We start from the raw sequence: 21,875 nt of genomic DNA on the forward strand, positions 1-21,875 counted from the left end.
AAAAATGATTAATTACTCAATAGCCACTAATACACAACCCTTTAAACAACCGCATTGCACTTTATGCCCCTCTAACGCGACGGGAGTATTGTTTATTTTCATCATAGTATCCCCCTCGATTATTTTGCCTTTTTGCTGACAAGCAGGGCAATAGACTTCATCGCCAAGGCAAGCTATTTCATAAAGTTGTTTCGCTAATAAAGAACCGCTTAATACGGTTCCTTTAGTATTGGTAGTATCATTTTTTAAAATGATTTTTCGTCCTTGGATTGTGCTACGCATTTTTTACTTTCTTTTTATCGATTTCGGCTAAAATACAGCTTACTTGTTGTTCAAAATCAGCAGGGAGTGGGTTTTTATTAAACCAAAATAGCGGTTTTCTTCGACTATAATTAGTCTGGCTAATTGCATCTCGACCATCTTTCATGAACGTATTAATAAAAGTCACAAAATGCTTATTTTCAGCCGTTCTACTCACTAAAAGACCGGTTGAGTATGAAATATTGGGTTTAAAATAGCCTTCTATTAATTGTCCTGTTTTTTTATCAAGACAATAAAGTTTTAAGAACATTAATGTACCTGCATAACCAAATTCAGCATCACAATAACGTGTCACTAATAACTGTCTGGAATTCCAGACATAAAGAATTTGCCGTTTTCTATCTACTTTTAATACCACCCAAGGCATATAAAAAATAATTAGCCCCATTAATATCATTCCAATTAATGGCATAGAAAATAACGCAAACTCTTGATAAATAGCATTTTTTGTTCCTTGATAAAAATCACCAGAATAATATGCTTTTAGGTAATCCCAATAAGTGACTTTTTGGTTAAAATATGGCTTGTATGCATCATATATTTCTTTCCAACTATTGCTAACTACAGAATATTCTTTATCATAATCTTTCTCATATATTTTCACACTTTCTTCAAATCTTATTGTTCCATAATAAATTCGTTCACATTTATCATGTAATAAGTAAATAAAACTAAAAAAAAGTACAATAAAAATGGGAATAGCCATATTCTTGATAATATTTCTATTAGGAGAATCAATTTCACATTCATCTTCATTCAATTCATTTAAAAAATCAAAGTCTTTTAACTTAATATTGGAATTATAATTATCATTATCTCTCTTAAAAAAATTCATTTCTATTTTATGAGGATTATTTGTACCACTAAATAAACTTGCCATTATCTTTCCATAAAAATGATTAATTACTCAATAGCTACTAATACACAACCCTTTAAACAGCCGCATTGCACTTTATGCCCCTCTAACGCGACAGGGATATTGTTTATTTTCATCATGGTATCCCCCTCAATAATTTTGCCTTTTTGCTGACAAGCAGGGCAATAAACTTCATCGCCTAAACAGGCAATTTCATGTATTTACTTTGCTAATAAAGAACCGCTTAATACGGTTCCTTTAGTATTGGTGGTATCATTTTTTAAAATGATTTTTCGTCCTTGGATTGTGCTACGCATGTTTATATATCCTTTTATAAATTATTAACAGCAAACTTAGCTAAAAAATCTAAATAGAATGCTTAATTGCTTCCGATAATTTATCTTCTATTTCTTTACAAGGTGGCAGCTCTTTATCAACCAAAACAACTTGTTGTTCTATTTGTCTATCAAGATCTTTGGGAATAGGCGCTTCTCTAAAAATAGAATATTTTTTTCTTGTATACTTACCTTCAATCAAAGGTGCTAATCCATAAAATAAATATTTGGTAATATATCCTAACCCCCATGCTTTATCATTGCTGCTTCCGCCGCCTAAAAAACTAAACATCGTTAAGTTGGGATAATATTTATGTTCTATTAATTTTTGATTTTCATCAACGCGATATAAAATAACTGCTAATGTCGGCTTAATATCTGCAAAATTGATTTGAGAATATTTAGCAACATAAACATTCATTTTCATATCCCAAGTATAAAATAATTGTTTTTCTCGATCGCATATTAGATAAGGTCTATTTCTAGCAATAAAACCAAAATAGATCATTGGTAAAGAACATAATAATGGAGCTAATAGTAAAAACAAATCTAAAATAATGCTTTTCTCTCTTATAAATGAATTGCTATAATAATAATAGTCCCAATAATTTATAAAAGAAAGTTTTCCATTCTGAATATATTTTTTTTCTAATTCATCATTATCCCTATGCTGGGGTAATATAAATATATTATTCTTATTATCTTTCTTATCTAATATTCTAAGGAAAAGAGATTCTGTATTTTTCCAAGGATCAATATAAATTGTTTTAACACCATAGCTAAAAGCCCAAAGTAAGCCGATAACAAAAGGAATCGCTAACATAGTCCTTCCATTAGAAAAAGCATGGCGTATTACCAAACGTAAATTGTCTATTTTTTCCACAAAATCAAGTGCACCTGCTTGATATTGAGTCATTTTTGGTGTTTCTGTTTGTAATAGTGATTCACAGTGATCACTGAGTTTGTGTTTTAGTTCCATGGATTCCCCTTTGATCTAAGCTTCATTAATCCATAATGTTTTACTTCAAGATCTGAAATTTCATTATCATCCCAATCGTATCGTAATGGTACAATATTATCTTCAAATGGTCTGTAATAGAAAAAGATTTCATTTCCATAATAAAAATTTTCTGGTGTTTTTATAACCATTTCTAAGACAGAACTTCCATTATTATCAATGTAGTTATTTTTTATATTCTCATTAAACTCAGCATCTAGTTCTGTATAATCTATTTTTTTGTATACACTATTATCGTAATGAAATAATTTATTTTTTTCTCTGTATTCGGTATAAACACTTGGAATTCTTGAGGTCATTTTACGACAAATTTGATAAAAAATCTGAGAATCATAAGGTATGAAGTTATTTAACTCCATTTTAATGGTTAGTTTTTTAGCACTATATTCCCATTCTAATTTCGGCATATAAAATACATTCATAAACTCTTGATTTTCTATTAAAAAACCATTGGTGACTTTTATTTCATCACTGTTTATTAATTTAAATCTTTTATTGAAATTTCCTTTTTCTGTATTCAAAAATGGATATTTATCTGAATTTCCCCAAAAACTACATTTAACTAAGGCTTCTAAATCTCCCCATGTTGTAGCTAAATCACCAACTGTTCCTACTAACATTGAAGCAGTTCCTAAAAATATAAAAATAGGCCATAGAGCTAACTCAAAAAATATAGCACCAAGAGTTCCAATAGCTAATAAGCTATAACCAACACCTGTGATTCCTTTAAAAATACTATTTAAATTATTTCCAATTCGCCAAGAATTATAAGCTTCATAAAAAGATATCCCCGCTAATACGGTAAAGCTAACTGTTGATAAAAATCGGAAGCTTTTTATAATAGAAAGCTCTCTCAATTTAGGTGATTTAGGAATATTAGCAATAGAACGAATTATTTTATTGTTAGCCAATAATTTCATTTTTTGTAGTTGTTTTGCTCCCATTACCGTAAATTTACTATTTTCAACAGTAGCAACAAAGCCTTCAGCTATTTTAAATGCGTAATATCCTAAACTTCGCGCCTTTAATGGATTATTTCTGCTGTAAAAACTTTGATTACTTAAAGATAGTACTATTAATGCATTAACACAAAATGCTAATCCTGGAATGGTTTTATCTATATAAGGAACTATGTTCTTTCCATTTAACGAATTATTTTTAGTGCCTACTGATTTTAATGATGACGTTATCTTATCTATACTTGGTAATTTTATCCATGCTTCATTTTTTAATCTTGAAGTTATTTTATCCCAATTAAATAATCTATTTCCCATCTTTAGATTTTCGGGTCTAAGTTTGTCTTTTAATAGCACTCCCCATTTTTTCAACTCGATCTCTAACTGTTGCCCCGTAAAGAGTTTATTCATGTTAATATTAATTTTAATTCCTGATAATTTAGCTACCTCAATAGTAAAGTCAGCCATCAGCTTTCTTCCTTTAAGAAAGGATGAGTTTTGGGATAAATTATCCATATATACAAGTGAAGTTGAAAAACTTTTTCCAAAAATAATTAATATTTTGTCAAAAGATTTAACTAATAGCTTTTTTAATTCTGGGTTTTCTACAAGCTTATTATCTAGAAATGTTCTTAATGCAACTAAAGTATCTTTCCAATCATCAATTAAATTATCATCTTCTGTTGGAAGTGTATCTGAAAATTTTTTGAATGCCTTTTTACTAATCTCTGTATCAAGCATCGTTGTTGCAACAGAAGGTAAAAGATCATATGACTCCATCAAAGAATAGGTCAGTATGTATTTACCTAAACTAGATCGTTCTTGAAGCTTTTCAATCACAGATTTTGGTGTTAATTCTTTATTAAAGAATCTATCTAATATTACAGAACCTAATTCTGTAAACTGCAAAGAATTTGTAATATCAAAAAATAATCCAGAAAAAATATACACCTCATCAATATAGCTTTCACCTGATAATTCAGCGTCACTTAAAAAGCTAAATAAACCTGTTAAATGTAATTTAAGTCCATCATATTTTTCTGAAGACAGTTTATAATTAAAAGCAAATGCATTATATAAGGATAAAATTTCCGCCGTTCTTGCATGAATATTGGAAATATTATTTTTAATTTCTTTCCAGTTAGTATTCCATTCATCTTCATTCAAACTTGATCTTACCGTTTCACGGACTTCACTAGAGTCATTTTTGAGCAGTGCTTCAATATAATTCCCAATAGTTATTGGATAGTTATAACTTTCCATATAAGATTTTAGATATGTAACTAAAAGACTATAAACGTCTAATATATCTTTTTGTCTACCAACAGGATCATGTAAAATAACCAGAGTTCCTTTTTCTCCTTTATTACAGTACGCTTTGAATATATTATCTTTTTTTTCTGGATCTATATAATAACTTTGTTGTGTAGTTCCATAACCCAACTGATAACCACAATCAGCATCTAGTTCCAATTCATTATAGCACCAATTAAATTGCTCATTTTTAATCTTATAATCTTCAACTAAATCTGATAAATTTTCTTTATTTAATTCTAATGTATACTTTTCCTCTGCATCTAAATTAATAAACTGCATTATGTTCTTTCTATATGCTGTATTATCATTTAATTTTTTCAAAATACTTTTTGATAAAGGAATATCACTAAATAATATACTGATGTTTTTAACATCTTTCTTTATCGGTAAAAAACCACAAGGTTTGCATAGTTGTTTTTTTTCTTGATAACTATTATTTTCATTGTTAAATTCGTATTCATAAAAAATCTCACTGACAGAAGCAATGTCACCTTCTTTCTCACTCTCAATTTCATTTAATATATGTTTAAAAATTAGTATTCTATTTTCACTCTGTGAGCCTCTTGTTTTTAATGGAGCCTCTTCTTTTACATACACCCATCCTTCACGTAAAATACGGGCAGTATAACCACCAACTTGATCTAATGACGTCGCAACCATTAAATCTTGAATTGAAGGTGGTAATTGAGGCTTATATAAACCTTTTGTAAAAAAATTCATATAAGCATAACGTACAGGATATACAGGTCTAATATTACGATAACATGGTGAAGAGATTTTTGTAATGTCATCACTATCTGAAAAAATACTATTTGCTTTATCAACTATATTTATAAGATTATTATTTATTGGAAAGTTCATATTTTATCTCTACTCATTTTATTAATAGTTAAATCAAGATAATGTAATGCTCTAATTTCTTGTGATGATGAGTAATGGCTTGCTTCATTCCATAATGATAAAAACTCTTCGTTGAAAAAATCAATTTGAGCAATTATAAAATAATATATTGCTTTAGGATTTGTTAAACCCAATAAATATGCTTTATTTAATTCATTAATAAGTTCTTTTTTTTCTTTAATATTTAAATCTCTTTTATGAATTTTATACTTTGGCAAATTAATAGCTATTTTTTTCATAAAAACAGATTGTTGATAATCATGAAAAACTTTTTGTAAATATGGTGTTATTATTAATTTATTTTTTGAATAAAAATTATAATCAACAGTATTATTTTTCAAAGAAAAAAAACAATTATCTTTTAAAAAGAAGATCTCATCTATATTTTTATAAAAAATATTAGACTCAACTTCATTCAAATGTTCTAAAACCAATGAAAATATATTAGGATCATAAAACCTAAAATAGCTCCAATTATCTTTTCCATACACCTCCAAATATGTAAACTTTCTCAAATGTTTACTTAACTCAAGTAAACTTAAACTTGTTTTAATGAAAATGCAAATTGGATTATCCAAGCATAATTTTACAAATTGCTTTTGAATTATATCCATTTCACTTCTATTTTTTATTTTTATTAAATAAGGAGCACTTCTTTCTAGAATTGATTGAGTTTTTCCTTTAAGTAAACACGTCCAATCAAACCCAAGAACATGTAGTTTAGTTAAAACAAAATCACCACTTAAATGCTCATATTTACTAGCATCAATTAATATAAAAGTATTACTATCAATAAAATCATACTCTATTTCTATTTTACTCAATATAATAGCTGAACTTTCAATTGCTAATGGAAACGATACTTCTCGTTCTTCAAAAACAATCACATCCTGTTTATCTATATTATCCATTGCATTTATACATAATAGTTCTGATTTTTCACTTTGATTAATATAGCTTTCAAATAACAATATTGATTTATAATAAAAAAAAGATTTTTCATATGTGGAAAAATAATCTCTAAATTTTTCTATAGCGCTTTCTTCAGTATCAGAATTTACTAATAGTTTTCCCTCAATTTTACTTTCAGTTGATTCAAAATAATACTCAAGAACCCAAATTTTTTTAATTTTTTCAAATAGAGATAACATTTAATTCCCTTTATCAATTATCCAATTTTTGACAGTCTTCAGCTAATGCCAATCCTTCATTTGAGGCATTATCTAAAGATGATACTGATTCTGGACTCCCTGATTCAATCGAGACATTCCCACAAATATTAATATTACCTGTTAACTTTATGCCTTGAGAGTCAATCAAGATAGAACCTGACTTACTCTTTATTAAAATAGTTTCACTAGCCTGTAAAGTATATATTTTAGTATTTGAATGAATTCCATCTGATGCATTTATATGATATTTTTTCTTTATATTAGATAATTTATCCTCACCGATTTCTTCTATGAAATTAGAGAAAATCGTTTCTGTCTTAGCATTACCAATTTTTATAATTTTATCTTTATTAATTTCTTCAAATTGGTTTAGTCCAATATTTATATGTTGCTCATTAACTATACGAATAAATTCATCATGACAAACCTCATGTTTGCGATCATTTGCAACTTCATGAGATTCATTTTTACCAATATATTGAAATTTATTATGGTTAATATGCGTATTTTGATCCCTCTGCGCATGTAAATACACTTCTTCGCGTCCGCCTGCATCCTCAAATCGCAGTTCATTAAATCCTGTGCCTTTATGCGTCTTGGTACGAAAGGTGGTTCGGGTTTTTTCTTTGGGTAAATCAAGTGGGGGAGCATTACGACCGTTATAAGTGCAACCGGTGATAATTGGTCTATCAATATCGCCATTTAAATAAGACACCATCACCTCTTGCCCAATGCGAGGGATCGCCATAAAACCGAAGCCATCGCCATTCCAACCCTGTGCCACTCGCAACCAACATGAACCACTATGATCAGGCTTTCCGCGCCTATCCCAATGAAAGTAGACTTTTACCGCGCCTTGTTCATTGGTGTAAATCTCCTCACCATCAGGACCAACGACTGTCGCCAACTCATCACCATCCGCCAGCGGTTTATAATGAAAAGGCGGTCGCCATTCCTGCGTGCCGGGAATAAAAGTGACATTATTTGAAAGTTGAGTTCCCTCACCGCCACCGTTATCCGCAGAGGGTTGTACACCATGATGTGAAACGCTGATCACTTGCCAACGCGAATTCATTTTCGCGCTTGGGTGATTGGTTAAGGTAAACACTTTGCCCGGCATTAACGCAAAACAGTTAGTGCTTGCTGAGCCTGTTTGACGATAATTTTGAGATTGCTCATAGCGTAATTGATTTAGCGGCTGCGCTTCTGCCTCTTCTTGAAAACGGCCATAGCTTTCAAAAACAGGGTGTTGCTGATGGACGTCACCCGTTGTGTTTTGCGATAACGGATAAGAAGGACGTGTTGGGTTATAATCTTTATCAATACGTACATCACTGCATAAACGTTCGGTATAGCGCCATGTCGTTGCTGTGGTATCGGTAATATCCGTTTCCGCTTGTGGGTTATACGTCAGCGTGATCCCCGCCGTCATCCCTAAATGATTGTCGCTATAAAACAGTTTTGGCCCTTCTTCAAACCAAAAGTTGATCCCTTCTTCAAACGCTAAACGACACCAGAAGGCATAAGCGGATTCGCGCTTTTGCGTGATATAGCGGCGAGTTTGATGCAGTTCGGGTTGATAGAGCTGGTTGTCATATTTGATATGGGCTTCATCTAGCAATTGCTGAAGAATTTGAGGTACCGTTTTATGTTGGAAAATACGGCTATCTTGATTAAGCGTCATCACCCACATTTCAGGGCGAATAACAAATTGATACCACGTTTTAACGCCGTCGGTGTTGCCTTGTTCAGCACTCGCCAGTAAGCCTTGAACCGTGCGGGTTGTTTTACCGTCACGACTGACAGTTAATGATGAAGCCACACCTAATTGGTTGGCAAAATCAATATCACGTTGCTCACTCACCGCGTGTATCGAAAGCGTGAAAAGCTCTGATAATCCTTCGTTTAAATCAAACTGAGTGACTTGAAAAGTGCTTTTAGGTAAATCGCCAATTTGGCAAGTAAACACTAACCCTGTATGAAGTAATCCCTTTCCTAGGGTGTCGAGTAATTCGCTGTATTTTTTAATGCGAGCTTGTTGTTCAGAGAATGTCATCCCTATTTCAAAAGGGCGAGATGATGCCGGATCATCTAATACCAAACGAGGTTTAGGGGTATTGTTAGCGTCATTCGTTGACATAAAAGCTCCCATTTAAATGTGACAAACACGCAATAAAAAAGACAAAAAATGCAGAGAACAATGGGCCCATGACAGAGCCCATAAATAAAGTGTGAAGAATTAACCTTCGAGTGGCGCACGCCAGTCGTCAGAGCCTGATGTCCCTGCAACGGTGTGTTCCCAATCAATTTTGCGATAAGAAAGAGACACTTCGATCAGTTGAGTGAAGTCAGACTTAGTCGGATCTTGGCAGTGTGGCATTTGGCAATCGATATTCACGATGGTGGCATCAGTTAATGTGGTGGTGAAGAAATGCTCTTGCTTCCCTTCAACCGAGGTGCGATACCATTTTAATGTGATTTTTGGCAACATTTCGCCCGAGGCTAATGCGTTATACAGCAGAGGAACCGCTTTGTTTAACGCCACCGTAAAACGGAAAGGTTTATGCGCACGTTGACCTGAAGGCTGACCTGATTGTGGATCAGTGGGCACAGTCACTACATGAGAGAATGCTTGCACCAGCATTTCATCTTCGTGGCCTTGAACATAAATATTTCCTACTGATTCAGCCGTAAATGCACCCGCAGTAATATTGCCTTGGGTTTTTCCTTCAATGGAGATATAACATGGAGTTGGCATGGCAAGTCCTTAATTAACTATCAGTTATTGTTTCTCAACAAAACTATTATTGTTGATGTCCTTTTCAAAAAATCAGCCAGTGCGCACCGCGATTTGATTAGAGTAGCTTAAGTAATTTTAAGGAGAAGTAAAGGGAGTGACGGAAAAGAAGGACGTTGTATCCTCGTAGGATAAGTGACTTAGCGTAAAATAATTGTTCACACGTTATTTACTGCTTTCGTTTCTTAAAATAAGTGTATTTACTTATACAATTACCTTTCGTAAATGTCCGAAATCTCGCTAAAGCCAGTCAGTTCTAATGTACATGGATTTTTAATATGTAACAAAGTGTGTATTTTGTTTCAATTTGTAACAATGTTGATTTATAAGGAAAAAATAACCCTATTTTCAAAATAATAAGCAAACTACGATTTTTATTCTCAAAGGACAAAAAATCCGCACCTAAAATTTAGCGTATCGCAGAAGATCTATTTAAATAGAGGAAAAAATATCACCCATAGAGTGATTTTATAAAATAAGCTCAGAAAGAATAAATAACGAAAAGAAGATAAGAGAAGATAAGAAAAGAGTAACCAATAAACTCTCACAAACAAAAGTCGTGAGCGAGCAAGCAGTGCAACAAGGCAGACAGCGCACAGTAAGCGGAGCATACATTAGTATGTGAGCATTACGAGCACTGCTCTAACGCCGTGGCACTACTGCACAGCCACGACGCCAAAGAAGGATCAGATACTGAAAGAGGAACCGCAACCACACGTACTCTTAGCATTAGGATTCGTCACAATAAAACGCGACCCCTCCAATCCCTCAGTATAATCCACACAGCCGCCCACTAAATACTGCAAACTCATCGGATCAACCACTAAGGCAACGCCTTGTTTTTCTATGGTCATATCACCTTCATTCATTGCATCATCAAAGGTAAAACCATACTGGAATCCGCTACAACCGCCGCCCGTGATATAAACACGTAAACGCAGATTTGGATTTTCTTCATCCGCAATCAAATCTTTTACTTTATTTGCAGCCGCGTCAGTAAATTGTAACGGCAGAGCCATATCATCACTCATTGTTCACTCCAGACTGGGTATTCCAGCAAAAAAACAGCCAGCAAAAATTTATATTTCTTGCTGATATAATGTGATGATTATCTAATACCTGCTCATAACCTTCAAGTTTGTTGTGGACAAAATACACTTTTTGCTACCTATCGCTTTTTACGATAAATCACGCACCCACAATAACAGTGATAAATCAAAATGTTGTTGTCGTGTATTTGGCTTCATCTGCGTGGTGCTTTAGAATACGCCTTAATCTTACGCTCACCCATCATTAGGAGTCTGACATGAGCAAGTCTGAAACGCTTTATAATCTCGCACAACAAGTGATCCCCGGCGGTGTCAACTCACCTGTTAGAGCATTTAACGGTGTAGGTGGAACCCCTCTTTTTATTGAACGTGCTAATGGTGCGTATATTTATGATGTTGATGGACGAGCTTACCTTGACTATGTCGGCTCATGGGGACCGATGGTTTTAGGTCACAACCACCCTTCCATTCGTCATGCTGTTACTGACGCGGTACAAAAAGGCCTAAGCTTTGGCGCACCAACGGCTGCTGAAGTTGAAATGGCAAACCTAGTCACTGAACTGGTACCTTCTATGGACATGGTTCGCATGGTGAACTCAGGTACAGAAGCGACAATGAGCGCTATTCGCCTTGCTCGTGGTTACACGGGTCGTGACAAAATCATTAAATTTGAAGGTTGCTACCATGGTCATGCAGATTGCCTATTAGTTAAAGCGGGCTCTGGCGCGCTAACGATGGGACAACCAAATTCACCAGGTGTACCCGCTGATTTTGTAAAACACACCTTAACCTGTACTTACAACGATTTAAATTCAGTACGCCAAGCATTTGAAAACTACCCAGAAGAAGTCGCTTGTATCATTGTTGAGCCTGTTGCGGGCAATATGAACTGCGTACCACCAAAAGCAGACTTCTTACCGGGCTTACGTGCATTATGTGATGAGTTTGGTGCATTGCTGATTATTGATGAAGTTATGACTGGCTTTCGCGTGGCATTAGGTGGCGCACAAGCTTATTACGATGTTGATCCTGATTTAACATGCTTAGGTAAAATCATTGGTGGCGGTATGCCAGTGGGTGCATTTGGTGGACATATGGAAGTGATGTCTAAACTCGCACCAATTGGTCCTGTTTATCAAGCAGGTACTTTATCAGGCAACCCAATTGCAATGGCAGCAGGTCTTGCGTGTTTACACGAAGTATCACAACCCGGTGTTCATCAAACATTAAATGAACTAACAACAATGCTGGCTGATGGTTTACTTGAAAAAGCACAACAAGCGGGCATTCCAATGGTTATAAACCATGTTGGCGGGATGTTTGGTCTGTTCTTTACGGATGCAAAAGAAGTCACTTGCTATCAAGATGTGATGAACTGCGATGTTGAACGCTTTAAACAATTCTTCCATTTAATGCTAGAAAAACGTGTCTACCTTGCACCTTCTGCATTTGAAGCAGGCTTTATGTCTATTGCTCACACTAAAGAAGATATTCAACGCACTATTGATGCAGCGGAATATGCTTTTGCTCAGATGAAGGGCTAATATTCGATTCGTTTTTTAATAAAAATAAGATGCGAATAAACAAAAAACGGCACTTATGTGCCGTTTTTATTTTAGCTAATCTATGTGATTACTTACTCAGAAAACAAATCTTGTAACCATTTCGGGGCGCCACTTTCATCAGTATCTTGCTGAACAGGTGTGCATAATCCATCTGGATTTGCTGTCCATACAGGTAAAGTACGAACACCGCCGCCATAACAAGCAAAATTACCTTGAGCATCGACAGACATCTCTGCGATATCTTCTGGCACTGGTGGATTTAATTTCAGCGGTGCTTGATTCTCTAAATAATTACGGTACAGCAACAATGCCCCTGTTGAACCCGTTAAGTTTGTTGGGCCATTATTATCACGCCCCATCCATGCGATGGTGACTTCTTTGCCATCTATTCCCGCAAACCAACTATCACGGAGATCGTTAGTGGTACCGGTTTTACCTGCAAGGTTGTAATTACCAAATTTTGGTTTTAATACGCGCCATGCTGTTCCCGAATTCACCACTTGTTGCATACCAAATAGCGTCATATAAGCAGCTTGAGGTGAAACAGTTGTTTCAGCTTGAGGATAACTTTGGTAAAGCACTGTACCATCTTGGGCAATCACAGAACGCAATGATGATAATTTTGCACGATTACCTAAACTACCAATTGTTTGGAAGGTTTGAGCCACTTCCATTGGTGTTAAGTTTAATGCACCTAATAACATCGCTGGCACTTTTTCTAGATTTTCCGCTGGTGCACCTAAGTTGATCCATGTTTTGATCACTTGGTCTAATCCCACTTCTAAACCAAGATTTACTGTAGGTATATTACGTGAGGTTGCTAACGCATCCACCAGCATTAATTTACCTTTATAACCACGATCGTAGTTACGAGGTTGCCAAGGTTTCCCCCCCGGAATAGGCACTGAAATCGGTTCATCAGCAAGCCATGTATTTAAACGAAAACGCTCTGGTTCACTTAATGCGGTTAAATAGGTCGCGGGTTTTGCCAAAGAGCCAATCGAGCGACGGGCTGATAATGCACGGTTAAAACCTGCATATTGTGGTTGAGATCCCCCCACTAAGGCTCTTACTTCACCACTTAAGCGATCCACAACAACCATCGCCCCTTCAAGATCGTCAATTTTACGAACTTTACGGATATCCGCGACACCCACTTCAACCGCTTTTTCAGCTGCATCTTGTGAGACAGGATCTAATGTGGTGAAAATTTTTGTACCTGATAAATCTTTCACTTTATCGCCCAAGGTTGTTTGTAACTCTTGACGAACCAGTTGCATAAACGCAGGTTGAGGTGTTAACGCTTCGCTACGTGGCTTCACACCCAAAGGACGCGCACTAAGCACATTGTAAAGCTCTTGGTCGATTATCTCTTGGGTTTGCAGTAGTTTTAATACCACATTACGGCGCTCTAACGCTGCTTTAGGGTTACGCCAAGGATTATAAGCAGATGCACCTTTAACCATACCCACTAAAAGCGCTTGCTGATCAAGGCTTAATTCATCAACAGGACGACCAAAATAGTAAAGGCTAGCTAAAGGGAAGCCTCGAATTTGTTCATCACCACTTTGCCCTAAAAAAACCTCATTAAGATACAGTTCTAAAATACGATCTTTGCTATAACTCGCATCCATAATGATCGCCATATAGGCTTCATTAAGTTTTCTTTTTAACGTTCTTTCGTTAGTCAAAAACAGGTTTTTCACTAACTGTTGCGTTAAGGTACTCCCACCTTGAACTGCTTTACCTGCCGTAAAGTTCGCTAATACTGCACGGCCAATAGAATAAAGGCTGATACCGTCGTGCTCATAGAAACGACGATCTTCTGTTGCAATTAATGTATCCACTAATAATTGTGGGAATTTATCTCTTGCTAAGAATAAACGCTGTTCACCATTGGCAGATTGCATCATGGTAATTAATTTAGGATCGAGACGGAAAAAACCAAACTGACGCTGATTTCCCATATTTGTAATACTAACGAGAGAATTTTGCTCAAAAGTCAACTTAGCTAAAATTTGTTCTTCACGACCATCAGGAAAATCGAAAGGTCGGCGCAACATTTCAATCGTGTTGCCTCTTACCACAAATTCGCCGGGACGAGTGATTTTGTTAACATTGCGGTATTGCATACCCTCAAGCAAGCTCACCATCTCTTTTTGGCTATAATTCATGCCCGGTTCTAAGTTAACGGTACGTCCGTAAACAGCCGCTGGCAATTCCCAAACATTGCCATCAAGGCGCTCTTTAATTTGAGAATGTAAATAAACACCATAAATGCCCATTAAAACCGCAACCACAATGGCGATTTTGACAAATAACCAAAACCAAGAACGACCTCTTTTGGTTTGTTTCACTGGTCTTTTCTTTCTACTCATGAACTGTATCTCTCATTAAAACCCCTTTATCACGGGATAAAGAAGCCTAACATTGTCGCTATTTTTCTGTGTGATCCCACAAGAAAGCTCTCAAATACGAATAAAACTAGGGTAAAACTAATATTCATTTATTGGCTATATTTTTTTACTCGCCGTGTGGGTGCGGTATCTGCGGGTGAGTCAGGCCATAAATGCTTGGGATAACGCCCTTTCATCTCTTTTTGCACCTCTTTATAACTTCCTGCCCAAAATGTCGCCAAATCTTGTGTTTTCTGAATAGGTCGATGAGCTGGTGATAATAACTCCATCACAACGGATAATTGACCATTCGCCACAATAGGGCTTTGTTGTTCGCCATAAACCTCTTGAATGCGGATAGCGATCACAGGAGGTAACTCTAAATCATAGTTGATAATCACTTTTGTGCCTGTTGGCGCCAAATAATGCGTCGGAAATAAGCTTTGAAGCAACTGATTTTCATGCCATGTTAATTGGTTTTTTATAATCGTATTAATATCAACTTGTTGTAACGCTTTTAATGTCTGAACTTCTCCCAGTTCAGGCAATAACCATGTTTCTAACGTTTCAAGTAACACCGTTTCTTCTAAATCAGGTAATAAGGCTTCTGGGCACCATTTTTTTGCCAAAGAAAGGCGTATAAAAAGCTGTTGAGTTTCTTCATTCAGTGCTAAAGCATTTAAACCGTTATCTCTCAGCCAATTCAATAATGCTTGCTGCATTTGCTGTTTATTGGGTTTGTCTAATTGGCGCTGGCTTAAGGTTAATCGCCCTAATTGGCGTTGTTGCCATGCGACCAACGTACCGCGTTTTTCATCCCATTCAACAGTCGTATTATTTTCAATAAGCCCTGGAAAAGTAGCTGATATTTCATCGATATCAATCGGTAGTGCTAATAAAATGCGGACATCAGCATAATGCACATTTTGTAGTAATAATGGTGCTAAGATCCACGGTGTATCACTCATTGAGTGCGAATGTTCCATCATGGCACCTTGCCCATTCGCTAAACGAAAACGACCTTGATTATCTCGATTTTTAGCAATCCTATCAGGAAATCCAACCGCTAATAATAAACCTAACAATTCAGGGCAAAACGTCCCTTTCCGGTGTTGAGAAAGCTGTTTTTCACGTCGTGTCCAGAAGGTGTTTTTTTGTTGAGCAATCCACTCCAGATTAATTTCTTGTCCTCGGGGTGGCTCTTCTAAGATTGCACATAAGCGTGCTGCCGTCGCAAGATGATTGTCACTTTGCTCACTTGCATAATCTAAGATCGCAGCGAGTCGAGGCTCTATGCCCCATTGAGCCATGCGCGAGCCTCGTGCGGTTAATCCACCTTGTTTATCTATTGCACCTAAACGATACAATAAATCTTGAGCGGCATGTAATGCTTGAGGTGTTGGCTTATCCAACCAATTCAACTGATTAATGTCGCGACATCCCCATTGCAATACGGAAAGCCATAATGAGGATAAATCGCTACTTAAAATTTCGGGTACTTGATGAGAGGCAATTCGTTGTGATTGTTCTTGGCTCATTAAATGCCAGCAAATTCCAATTTCAAGGCGACCCGCACGCCCTGCTCTTTGTGTTTGTGATGATTGACTAATTCGCTGGCGTAGCAAGCTGGTGACACCACTTTTTAAATCAAACTGAGCACGTTTCTCAATCGTACTATCCAATACAAGGCGGATACCTTCAATTGTTAAGCTGGTTTCTGCGATATTGGTCGCAAGTACCACTTTTCGATAACCTCTTTCTGTAGGTTCAATCGCTTTTTGTTGTTCTGCTAATGAAAGCGCACCATAAAGCGGAAATAACAGAACATTGTTATCTACTTTATCTTTTAGTATTTCTGCAACACGCACTATCTCTGCACTACCCGGCAAGAATATCAACATAGAACCGGTTTCTTGCGCCAATAACCGCAAAGCCATGGTGGCAATTTCTTGTTCAAAAGGTTGATGCGTATTGATAGGAGAATAAACTCTTTCGACTGGGTAACTGCGCCCTTGAGCGCTGATCATTGGTGCTTCAGGTAATAATGTCGTGAGTTTTTGATTATCTAAGGTTGCTGACATAATCAAAACACGCAAATCATCGCGTAATCCCATTTGAACATCGAGTAATAGAGCTAGAGCTAAATCAGCCTGTAAACTGCGTTCATGAAACTCATCTAATATCACAAGGCTTACGTCTGTCAGTTCTGGATCTTGCTGTAACATGCGGTTTAATACACCTTCTGTTACTACTTCAAGTCGAGTGTGCTGGCTCACCTTGCTTTCTGCTTTCATACGATAACCTATCGTATGACCCACATCTTCATTAAGCTGACTTGCTAAACGATAAGCAATGCTTTTAGCGGCAATTCGTCTTGGCTCTAATAAAATTATTTTGCCGTCAAAAAAATTTTGCTCAAGTAAATAGAGAGGAAGCGCTGTTGATTTACCTGCACCTGTTGGCGCATGAAGTAACACTTGTGGGAATTGTTTTAACGCAGTAACGATATTTTCCGTTACCTCAAAGATTGGCAATAAATGCACACAGGCTCCATGACTCATTAACTTTCTCGGCTTGGCATTGTAGCATTAGCGCTTTATTAAAGATCGTATTTTCATCGGAGTTGTCATGATATTTGAGCAACCGCTACAATCTGCCACTTTACTAAAACGGTATAAGCGTTTTTTAGCAGACGTTGTTACCCCAAATGGGGAAGAATTCACGCTTCATTGCGCCAACACAGGAGCAATGACAGGATGTGCGACTCCCGGTGATACGGTTTGGTATTCCACATCTTCAAATGCAAAAAGAAAATACCCCCACAGTTGGGAGCTTACACAGACTCAAACTGATGATTGGATTTGTGTAAATACATTAAGAGCGAACGGTATTGTTGCAGATGCCATTGAAGCGGGTGATATTCCAGAATTATCTGAATATGAAGAGATAAAACGAGAAGTCAAATATGGGAATGAGAATAGCCGTATTGACATTTTACTTAAATCAAATCATAAAGTTGACTGCTATATTGAAGTGAAGTCAGTCACATTGTTAGATAACGGAATGGGTTATTTTCCTGATGCAAAAACTCAACGCGGCCAGAAACATCTTCGAGAGTTGACGGCTATCGCAAAATTGGGTTTAAGGGCTGTCTTATTCTACGCAGTTCCCCATACTGGCATTACGGAAGTGACTGTTGCTAAAGAGATTGACCCTGACTATGCTTCATTGCTAAAAGAAGCGCATGACGCAGGGGTTGAAATCTTGTGTTATCGCATCAATATTAGTGAATACAATTTAACAATCGGACGGCAATTACCTTTTATTTCAAATGGTTAATTGATTTTCATGGCTTTAGTTAATCATTTTTTAACTAAAAAGGGACATTTACTTGCGTGCCTTCACACCATGAGAAAACTTATTAAAGGAATAATTGCTATCCTCGCGGGCATCTGCTATTTATAGCGCCCTATTTTTTCCCCTTCCTGTTTTGAAGGTGGGGATTATTCAGAAATGCGTATGTAGGAGAAGCATTATGCAAGAAGGGCAAAAGCGTAAAACATCGTCCATGAGCATTCTCGCTATTGCTGGCGTTGAGCCATATCAGGAAAAAGCGGGCGAAGAGTACATGAACGAAGCCCAATTAGCGCATTTTAAGCTAATACTTGAATCTTGGCGCAATCAGCTCAGGGATGAAGTCAACCGCACCGTTACTCATATGCAAGATGAGGCGGCAAACTTCCCCGATCCCGTTGACCGTGCTGCACAAGAAGAAGAATTCAGTCTTGAGCTGCGTAACCGTGATCGTGAACGTAAACTCATTAAGAAAATTGAGAAAACACTGAAAAAAGTTGAAGATGATGACTTCGGCTTCTGTGAATCTTGTGGCGTTGAAATCGGCATCCGCCGTTTAGAAGCTCGCCCTACCGCCGATTTATGTATCGACTGTAAAACATTAGCTGAAATCCGTGAAAAGCAGATGGCTGGCTAATTGATGAGCCAACGCCTCAACCTGATACGTTGAGGCGTTTATCTGAATCTTTCCTTTCGATGCACGAGATTACAGACTATATTGGGCGTTTTGCGCCATCACCAACGGGTCAACTTCATTTTGGCTCATTGGTTACTGCACTTGGTAGTTATCTTCAAGCTCGCGCACACCACGGGCGTTGGCTCCTTCGCATCGATGATATTGACCCTCTTAGAGAACCCCCCGGCACGGCATCCTTAATTATTCGCACATTAGAGCGTTATGGATTGTTTTGGGATGGTGATATCCTTTATCAATCACAACGCCATGATGCTTATCATGAAATACTGTCTGCACTTTGGCGAGAAGGTGTCTGCTACCACTGCCAGTGTAGCCGCCATCGTTTACATGATTTGGGTGGTGTATATGATAATCATTGTCGTCATCACGCTCCATTAGCGAATAGCGATACACCTTTTGATAAAAACAGTGCATGGCGATTGATCCAGCAACACCCTGTTTATCATTTTGAAGATATGATCCAAGGTACTTATTATTCTAAAAGTACATCTATCGTACTAGAAGATATGATTATTCACAGAAAAAATAACTTATTTGCGTATAATCTAGTGACGGTGATTGATGATAGTTATCAAGGTGTGACCGAAGTGGTGAGAGGTTCTGATCTACTTGATCCCACATTGCGACAAATCAGTTTACATAAACAACTGAATTTACCTATTCCGCGTTATGCTCATTTGCCTTTAGCAATAAATCATGACGGTAATAAATTATCGAAGCAAAATCACGCGCATGCGTTGCCAGATACTGATCCAAGACCCGTCATTATCGATGCTTTACAATTTCTTAATCAGCCGATTATTGCTGGCTGGCAGGATTATTCGTTAGCATCATTGTTAGAGATTGCGACTGCACAGTGGTCACCTTCTGAGATTTTAAAACAAAATCATCAGCAACAAGGATACGAATAAACCACACAAAGCATTCTCAAAAAATGTTCAGTAGGCTATGATTAGCCGCTTAATTTTTTTAATTATTAGAATTTATTATTCGAGGTGTCATATTTTTAATCGAGTAGCACATTTCTGCCGTAATCTGCTAGGGCGACAAACAACGTCATCAGACACACAACCGGTAGCAAGTGAAAGGCCAGTCACAACTGCATCTGACCGACCAATACAAGAAACACAGAAACCTGTGCGTCGGCGTCCTGCTATATCCGCAGACCGTCCCCGTAAGAAAAAGAGTAATAAAGAAAAGGCGAACGGGAGTGATTTGCCAATGACAGTGATCCCAAGAGATCAACACCCAATTTCACGTAAAGACATCAGTGACAATGCATTAAAAGTGCTTTATCGCCTAAATAATTCTGGTTTTCAGGCTTATTTAGTCGGTGGTGGTGTCCGTGACTTATTACTGGGAAAAAAACCAAAAGATTTTGATATTGCCACAAATGCAACCCCTGAGGATGTACGTCGATTATTCCGCAACAGTCGTTTAGTCGGTCGTCGTTTCCGCCTTGCACATATCATGTTTGGCCCTGAAGTGATTGAAGTGGCTACTTTCCGTGGCTCTCATGAAGATCATGAAATTTCAGACAACAACCAATCACAGCAAGCACAAAGCGGCATGTTACTGCGCGACAATATTTTTGGCTCCATTGAAGAAGATGCCATTCGTCGTGACTTTACATTAAACAGCCTTTATTACGGTGTTGATGATTTTGCTGTACGTGATTACGTTGGCGGTTTAGCGGATCTTAAAGCAGGCATTATTCGTTTAATTGGCGATCCTGAAACGCGTTATCGCGAAGATCCCGTCAGAATGCTTAGAGCCATTCGCTTTGCCAGCAAATTGGATATGCAAATTGCACCTGAAACAGCAGAACCAATTAGCAGACTCGCCCCTTTATTACGTAATATTCCATCGGCTCGCCTTTTTGAAGAGTCACTAAAATTATTACAAACAGGGCAAGGCTATAAAACATACAAACTCATGTGTCGCCATCAGTTGCTTGAGCCGTTGTTCCCGTTAGTAGCATCAAAAATGACAGAACAACATGATACGCCGATGGAGAGAATGCTGGATCAAGTTCTCAAAAATACAGACTATCGTATTAATAAAGATATGCGTGTTAATCCGGCATTCTTATTTGCGGCAATGTTGTGGTATCCATTAATCGAACATGCAGAGAAATTAGTCCAAGAAAGTGGTCTTTCTTACTATGATTCTTTCGCTATGGCGATGAATGATATTTTAGATGAACAATGTCGTACGATTGCAATTCCAAAACGTATTACCACCATGATGCGTGATATCTGGCAATTACAGCAACGTTTACCTAAACGCCAAGGTCGTCGTGCCAATAAACTGCTTGAGCACCCTAAATTCCGTGCAGCGTTCGACTTACTGGAATTACGTGCCAATGTACAACGTAATCCAGAACTTGAAGCGTTAGCTAGTTGGTGGGCAGATTTCCAAGCCTCTAACAATACACAACAACGCTCAATGGTCTCAGAATTAGGTCAAGCACCGGTTCGTAGACGCCCTCGTCCACGTAAGCGTCCTCGCCACCCAAGTGCAAAGCCAGCATCAAGACAAGAGAACAATAATGAGTAAACAGACAAAACGTGTTTATATCATTTTAGGTAGCAATTTGAATTCACCTGAAGATCAGGTAAATTCAGCAATTAAAGCAATCAGTGAGATCCCACAAACCACACTGATTGCTCAATCTTCCTGGTATCGTACTCGCCCTATGGGGCCACAAGATCAACCAGATTTTCTTAATGTTGCCGTTGCTGTCGATACAACTTTGGCGCCAGAAACCTTGCTTGATAACACTCAAGCGATTGAATTAGCACAAGGTCGAGTTAGAAAAGAAGGTAACCGCTGGGGCCCTAGAACGCTAGATCTCGATATCATGTTATTTGGTGATGACGTGATCCAAACTGAGCGTTTAACCGTGCCTCATTACGGGCTAAAAGTCCGTGAATTTATGCTCTACCCATTAGCTGAATTAGCACCAGACCTTCGTTTTCCTGATGGTGAGTTGTTAGCAGATAGATTAGCTTTAGTGCCTGAAAATGGCATGGAAAAGTGGTAATACCACGTAAATCCTCTACTAAAGCTAAAGGTTGATACTGTAAAAAATAAACACGGTATCAGCCTCTATCTCACGGCCACACATTCACTGTATTAT

The 21,875-nt window shown here is 37.2% G+C and carries 16 protein-coding genes and 1 pseudogene; 6 read left to right on the forward strand and 11 right to left on the reverse strand.

The features are described from left to right. Positions 1–12: 12 nt before the first annotated feature. The 9 genes and pseudogenes from DK866_RS04590 to erpA all read right to left on the reverse strand — a co-directional run bounded on the left by DK866_RS04590 (position 13) and on the right by erpA (position 10,703). Positions 13–282: a PAAR domain-containing protein gene (locus DK866_RS04590; protein WP_109407912.1), complete on the reverse strand. Its 270-nt coding sequence runs from the start codon at positions 280–282 to the stop codon at positions 13–15. Continuing rightward, positions 275–1,201 (reverse strand): hypothetical protein, encoded by a 927-nt coding sequence (locus DK866_RS04595; protein WP_109407913.1) that lies wholly within the window; start codon positions 1,199–1,201, stop codon positions 275–277. Before DK866_RS04595 ends, DK866_RS04590 begins: the two co-directional genes overlap by 8 nt. A 23-nt stretch (positions 1,202–1,224) precedes the next feature. Beyond that, positions 1,225–1,494: pseudogene (locus DK866_RS04600) on the reverse strand (PAAR domain-containing protein). A 49-nt stretch (positions 1,495–1,543) separates the two neighbouring features. After that, complete coding sequence (locus tag DK866_RS04605) at positions 1,544–2,491, reverse strand: hypothetical protein (protein ID WP_109407914.1); 948 nt, start codon at positions 2,489–2,491, stop codon at positions 1,544–1,546. Continuing rightward, entirely contained in the window at positions 2,482–5,664 is a 3,183-nt protein-coding gene (locus DK866_RS04610; protein ID WP_109407915.1) for a toxin VasX, read from the reverse strand. The genes DK866_RS04605 and DK866_RS04610 overlap by 10 nt, the downstream gene beginning before the upstream one ends. Beyond that, positions 5,661–6,854, reverse strand: coding sequence for a DUF4123 domain-containing protein (locus tag DK866_RS04615; RefSeq protein WP_109407916.1), 1,194 nt, complete (start codon positions 6,852–6,854; stop codon positions 5,661–5,663). Before DK866_RS04615 ends, DK866_RS04610 begins: the two co-directional genes overlap by 4 nt. Before the next feature lie 13 nt (positions 6,855–6,867). Continuing rightward, complete coding sequence (locus DK866_RS04620) at positions 6,868–9,015, reverse strand: type VI secretion system Vgr family protein (RefSeq protein WP_109407917.1); 2,148 nt, start codon at positions 9,013–9,015, stop codon at positions 6,868–6,870. Between the two features lie 99 nt (positions 9,016–9,114). Continuing rightward, positions 9,115–9,633, reverse strand: coding sequence for an Hcp family type VI secretion system effector (locus DK866_RS04625; RefSeq protein WP_036933014.1), 519 nt, complete (start codon positions 9,631–9,633; stop codon positions 9,115–9,117). Positions 9,634–10,358: 725 nt separating this feature from the next. Continuing rightward, positions 10,359–10,703, reverse strand: a complete 345-nt coding sequence (erpA, locus tag DK866_RS04630; protein ID WP_006534944.1) for an iron-sulfur cluster insertion protein ErpA — start codon at positions 10,701–10,703, stop codon at positions 10,359–10,361. A 275-nt stretch (positions 10,704–10,978) separates the two neighbouring features. Between erpA and hemL the strand changes: the two genes are divergently transcribed. After that, positions 10,979–12,265 (forward strand): glutamate-1-semialdehyde 2,1-aminomutase, encoded by a 1,287-nt coding sequence (hemL, locus tag DK866_RS04635; RefSeq protein WP_109407918.1) that lies wholly within the window; start codon positions 10,979–10,981, stop codon positions 12,263–12,265. 92 nt (positions 12,266–12,357) lie between these two features. Here the strand turns inward: hemL and mrcB are convergent, their stop codons facing one another. Then, entirely contained in the window at positions 12,358–14,664 is a 2,307-nt protein-coding gene (gene mrcB, locus DK866_RS04640) for a bifunctional glycosyl transferase/transpeptidase (protein ID WP_109407919.1), read from the reverse strand. 128 nt (positions 14,665–14,792) lie between these two features. Further along, entirely contained in the window at positions 14,793–17,225 is a 2,433-nt protein-coding gene (hrpB, locus tag DK866_RS04645; RefSeq protein WP_109407920.1) for an ATP-dependent helicase HrpB, read from the reverse strand. An 85-nt stretch (positions 17,226–17,310) separates the two neighbouring features. Here hrpB and sfsA point away from each other — a divergent pair, with 85 nt between their 5' ends. From sfsA to folK, 5 genes are all read left to right on the forward strand, one after another. Next, positions 17,311–18,021 carry a DNA/RNA nuclease SfsA gene (sfsA, locus tag DK866_RS04650; protein ID WP_109407921.1) on the forward strand — a complete coding sequence of 237 codons (711 nt, stop codon included), beginning with the start codon at positions 17,311–17,313 and terminating at the stop codon, positions 18,019–18,021. Between the two features lie 196 nt (positions 18,022–18,217). Beyond that, the gene (gene dksA / locus DK866_RS04655) at positions 18,218–18,673 is read left to right on the forward strand and encodes an RNA polymerase-binding protein DksA (RefSeq protein WP_023580786.1); all 456 of its coding nucleotides are present in this window, start codon (positions 18,218–18,220) and stop codon (positions 18,671–18,673) included. A 59-nt stretch (positions 18,674–18,732) separates the two neighbouring features. After that, the gene (gene gluQRS / locus DK866_RS04660) at positions 18,733–19,644 is read left to right on the forward strand and encodes a tRNA glutamyl-Q(34) synthetase GluQRS (protein ID WP_109407922.1); all 912 of its coding nucleotides are present in this window, start codon (positions 18,733–18,735) and stop codon (positions 19,642–19,644) included. A gap of 310 nt (positions 19,645–19,954) precedes the next feature. Beyond that, the gene (pcnB, locus tag DK866_RS04665; RefSeq protein WP_241254075.1) at positions 19,955–21,292 is read left to right on the forward strand and encodes a polynucleotide adenylyltransferase PcnB; all 1,338 of its coding nucleotides are present in this window, start codon (positions 19,955–19,957) and stop codon (positions 21,290–21,292) included. Further along, complete coding sequence (gene folK / locus DK866_RS04670; protein ID WP_109407923.1) at positions 21,285–21,779, forward strand: 2-amino-4-hydroxy-6-hydroxymethyldihydropteridine diphosphokinase; 495 nt, start codon at positions 21,285–21,287, stop codon at positions 21,777–21,779. The genes pcnB and folK overlap by 8 nt, the downstream gene beginning before the upstream one ends. The last annotated feature ends 96 nt before the right edge of the window (positions 21,780–21,875 follow it).

It is taken from the genome of Proteus genomosp. 4 str. ATCC 51469 (genome assembly GCF_003144375.1).
Classification (GTDB): domain Bacteria; phylum Pseudomonadota; class Gammaproteobacteria; order Enterobacterales; family Enterobacteriaceae; genus Proteus.

What these genes read in the sequence shown, in the direction of transcription:
- DK866_RS04595 (WP_109407913.1), bottom strand. Translation starts at nt 1,201, where the DNA reads ATGGCAAGTTTATTTAGTGGTACAAATAATCCTCATAAAATAGAAATG.
- mrcB (WP_109407919.1), bottom strand. Translation starts at nt 14,664, where the DNA reads ATGAGTAGAAAGAAAAGACCAGTGAAACAAACCAAAAGAGGTCGTTCT.
- DK866_RS04615 (WP_109407916.1), bottom strand. Translation starts at nt 6,854, where the DNA reads ATGTTATCTCTATTTGAAAAAATTAAAAAAATTTGGGTTCTTGAGTAT.
- dksA (WP_023580786.1), top strand. Translation starts at nt 18,218, where the DNA reads ATGCAAGAAGGGCAAAAGCGTAAAACATCGTCCATGAGCATTCTCGCT.
- gluQRS (WP_109407922.1), top strand. Translation starts at nt 18,733, where the DNA reads ATGCACGAGATTACAGACTATATTGGGCGTTTTGCGCCATCACCAACG.
- erpA (WP_006534944.1), bottom strand. Translation starts at nt 10,703, where the DNA reads ATGAGTGATGATATGGCTCTGCCGTTACAATTTACTGACGCGGCTGCA.
- sfsA (WP_109407921.1), top strand. Translation starts at nt 17,311, where the DNA reads ATGATATTTGAGCAACCGCTACAATCTGCCACTTTACTAAAACGGTAT.
- DK866_RS04625 (WP_036933014.1), bottom strand. Translation starts at nt 9,633, where the DNA reads ATGCCAACTCCATGTTATATCTCCATTGAAGGAAAAACCCAAGGCAAT.
- DK866_RS04590 (WP_109407912.1), bottom strand. Translation starts at nt 282, where the DNA reads ATGCGTAGCACAATCCAAGGACGAAAAATCATTTTAAAAAATGATACT.
- folK (WP_109407923.1), top strand. Translation starts at nt 21,285, where the DNA reads ATGAGTAAACAGACAAAACGTGTTTATATCATTTTAGGTAGCAATTTG.
- pcnB (WP_241254075.1), top strand. Translation starts at nt 19,955, where the DNA reads ATGACAGTGATCCCAAGAGATCAACACCCAATTTCACGTAAAGACATC.
- DK866_RS04610 (WP_109407915.1), bottom strand. Translation starts at nt 5,664, where the DNA reads ATGAACTTTCCAATAAATAATAATCTTATAAATATAGTTGATAAAGCA.
- hemL (WP_109407918.1), top strand. Translation starts at nt 10,979, where the DNA reads ATGAGCAAGTCTGAAACGCTTTATAATCTCGCACAACAAGTGATCCCC.
- DK866_RS04620 (WP_109407917.1), bottom strand. Translation starts at nt 9,015, where the DNA reads ATGTCAACGAATGACGCTAACAATACCCCTAAACCTCGTTTGGTATTA.
- DK866_RS04605 (WP_109407914.1), bottom strand. Translation starts at nt 2,491, where the DNA reads ATGGAACTAAAACACAAACTCAGTGATCACTGTGAATCACTATTACAA.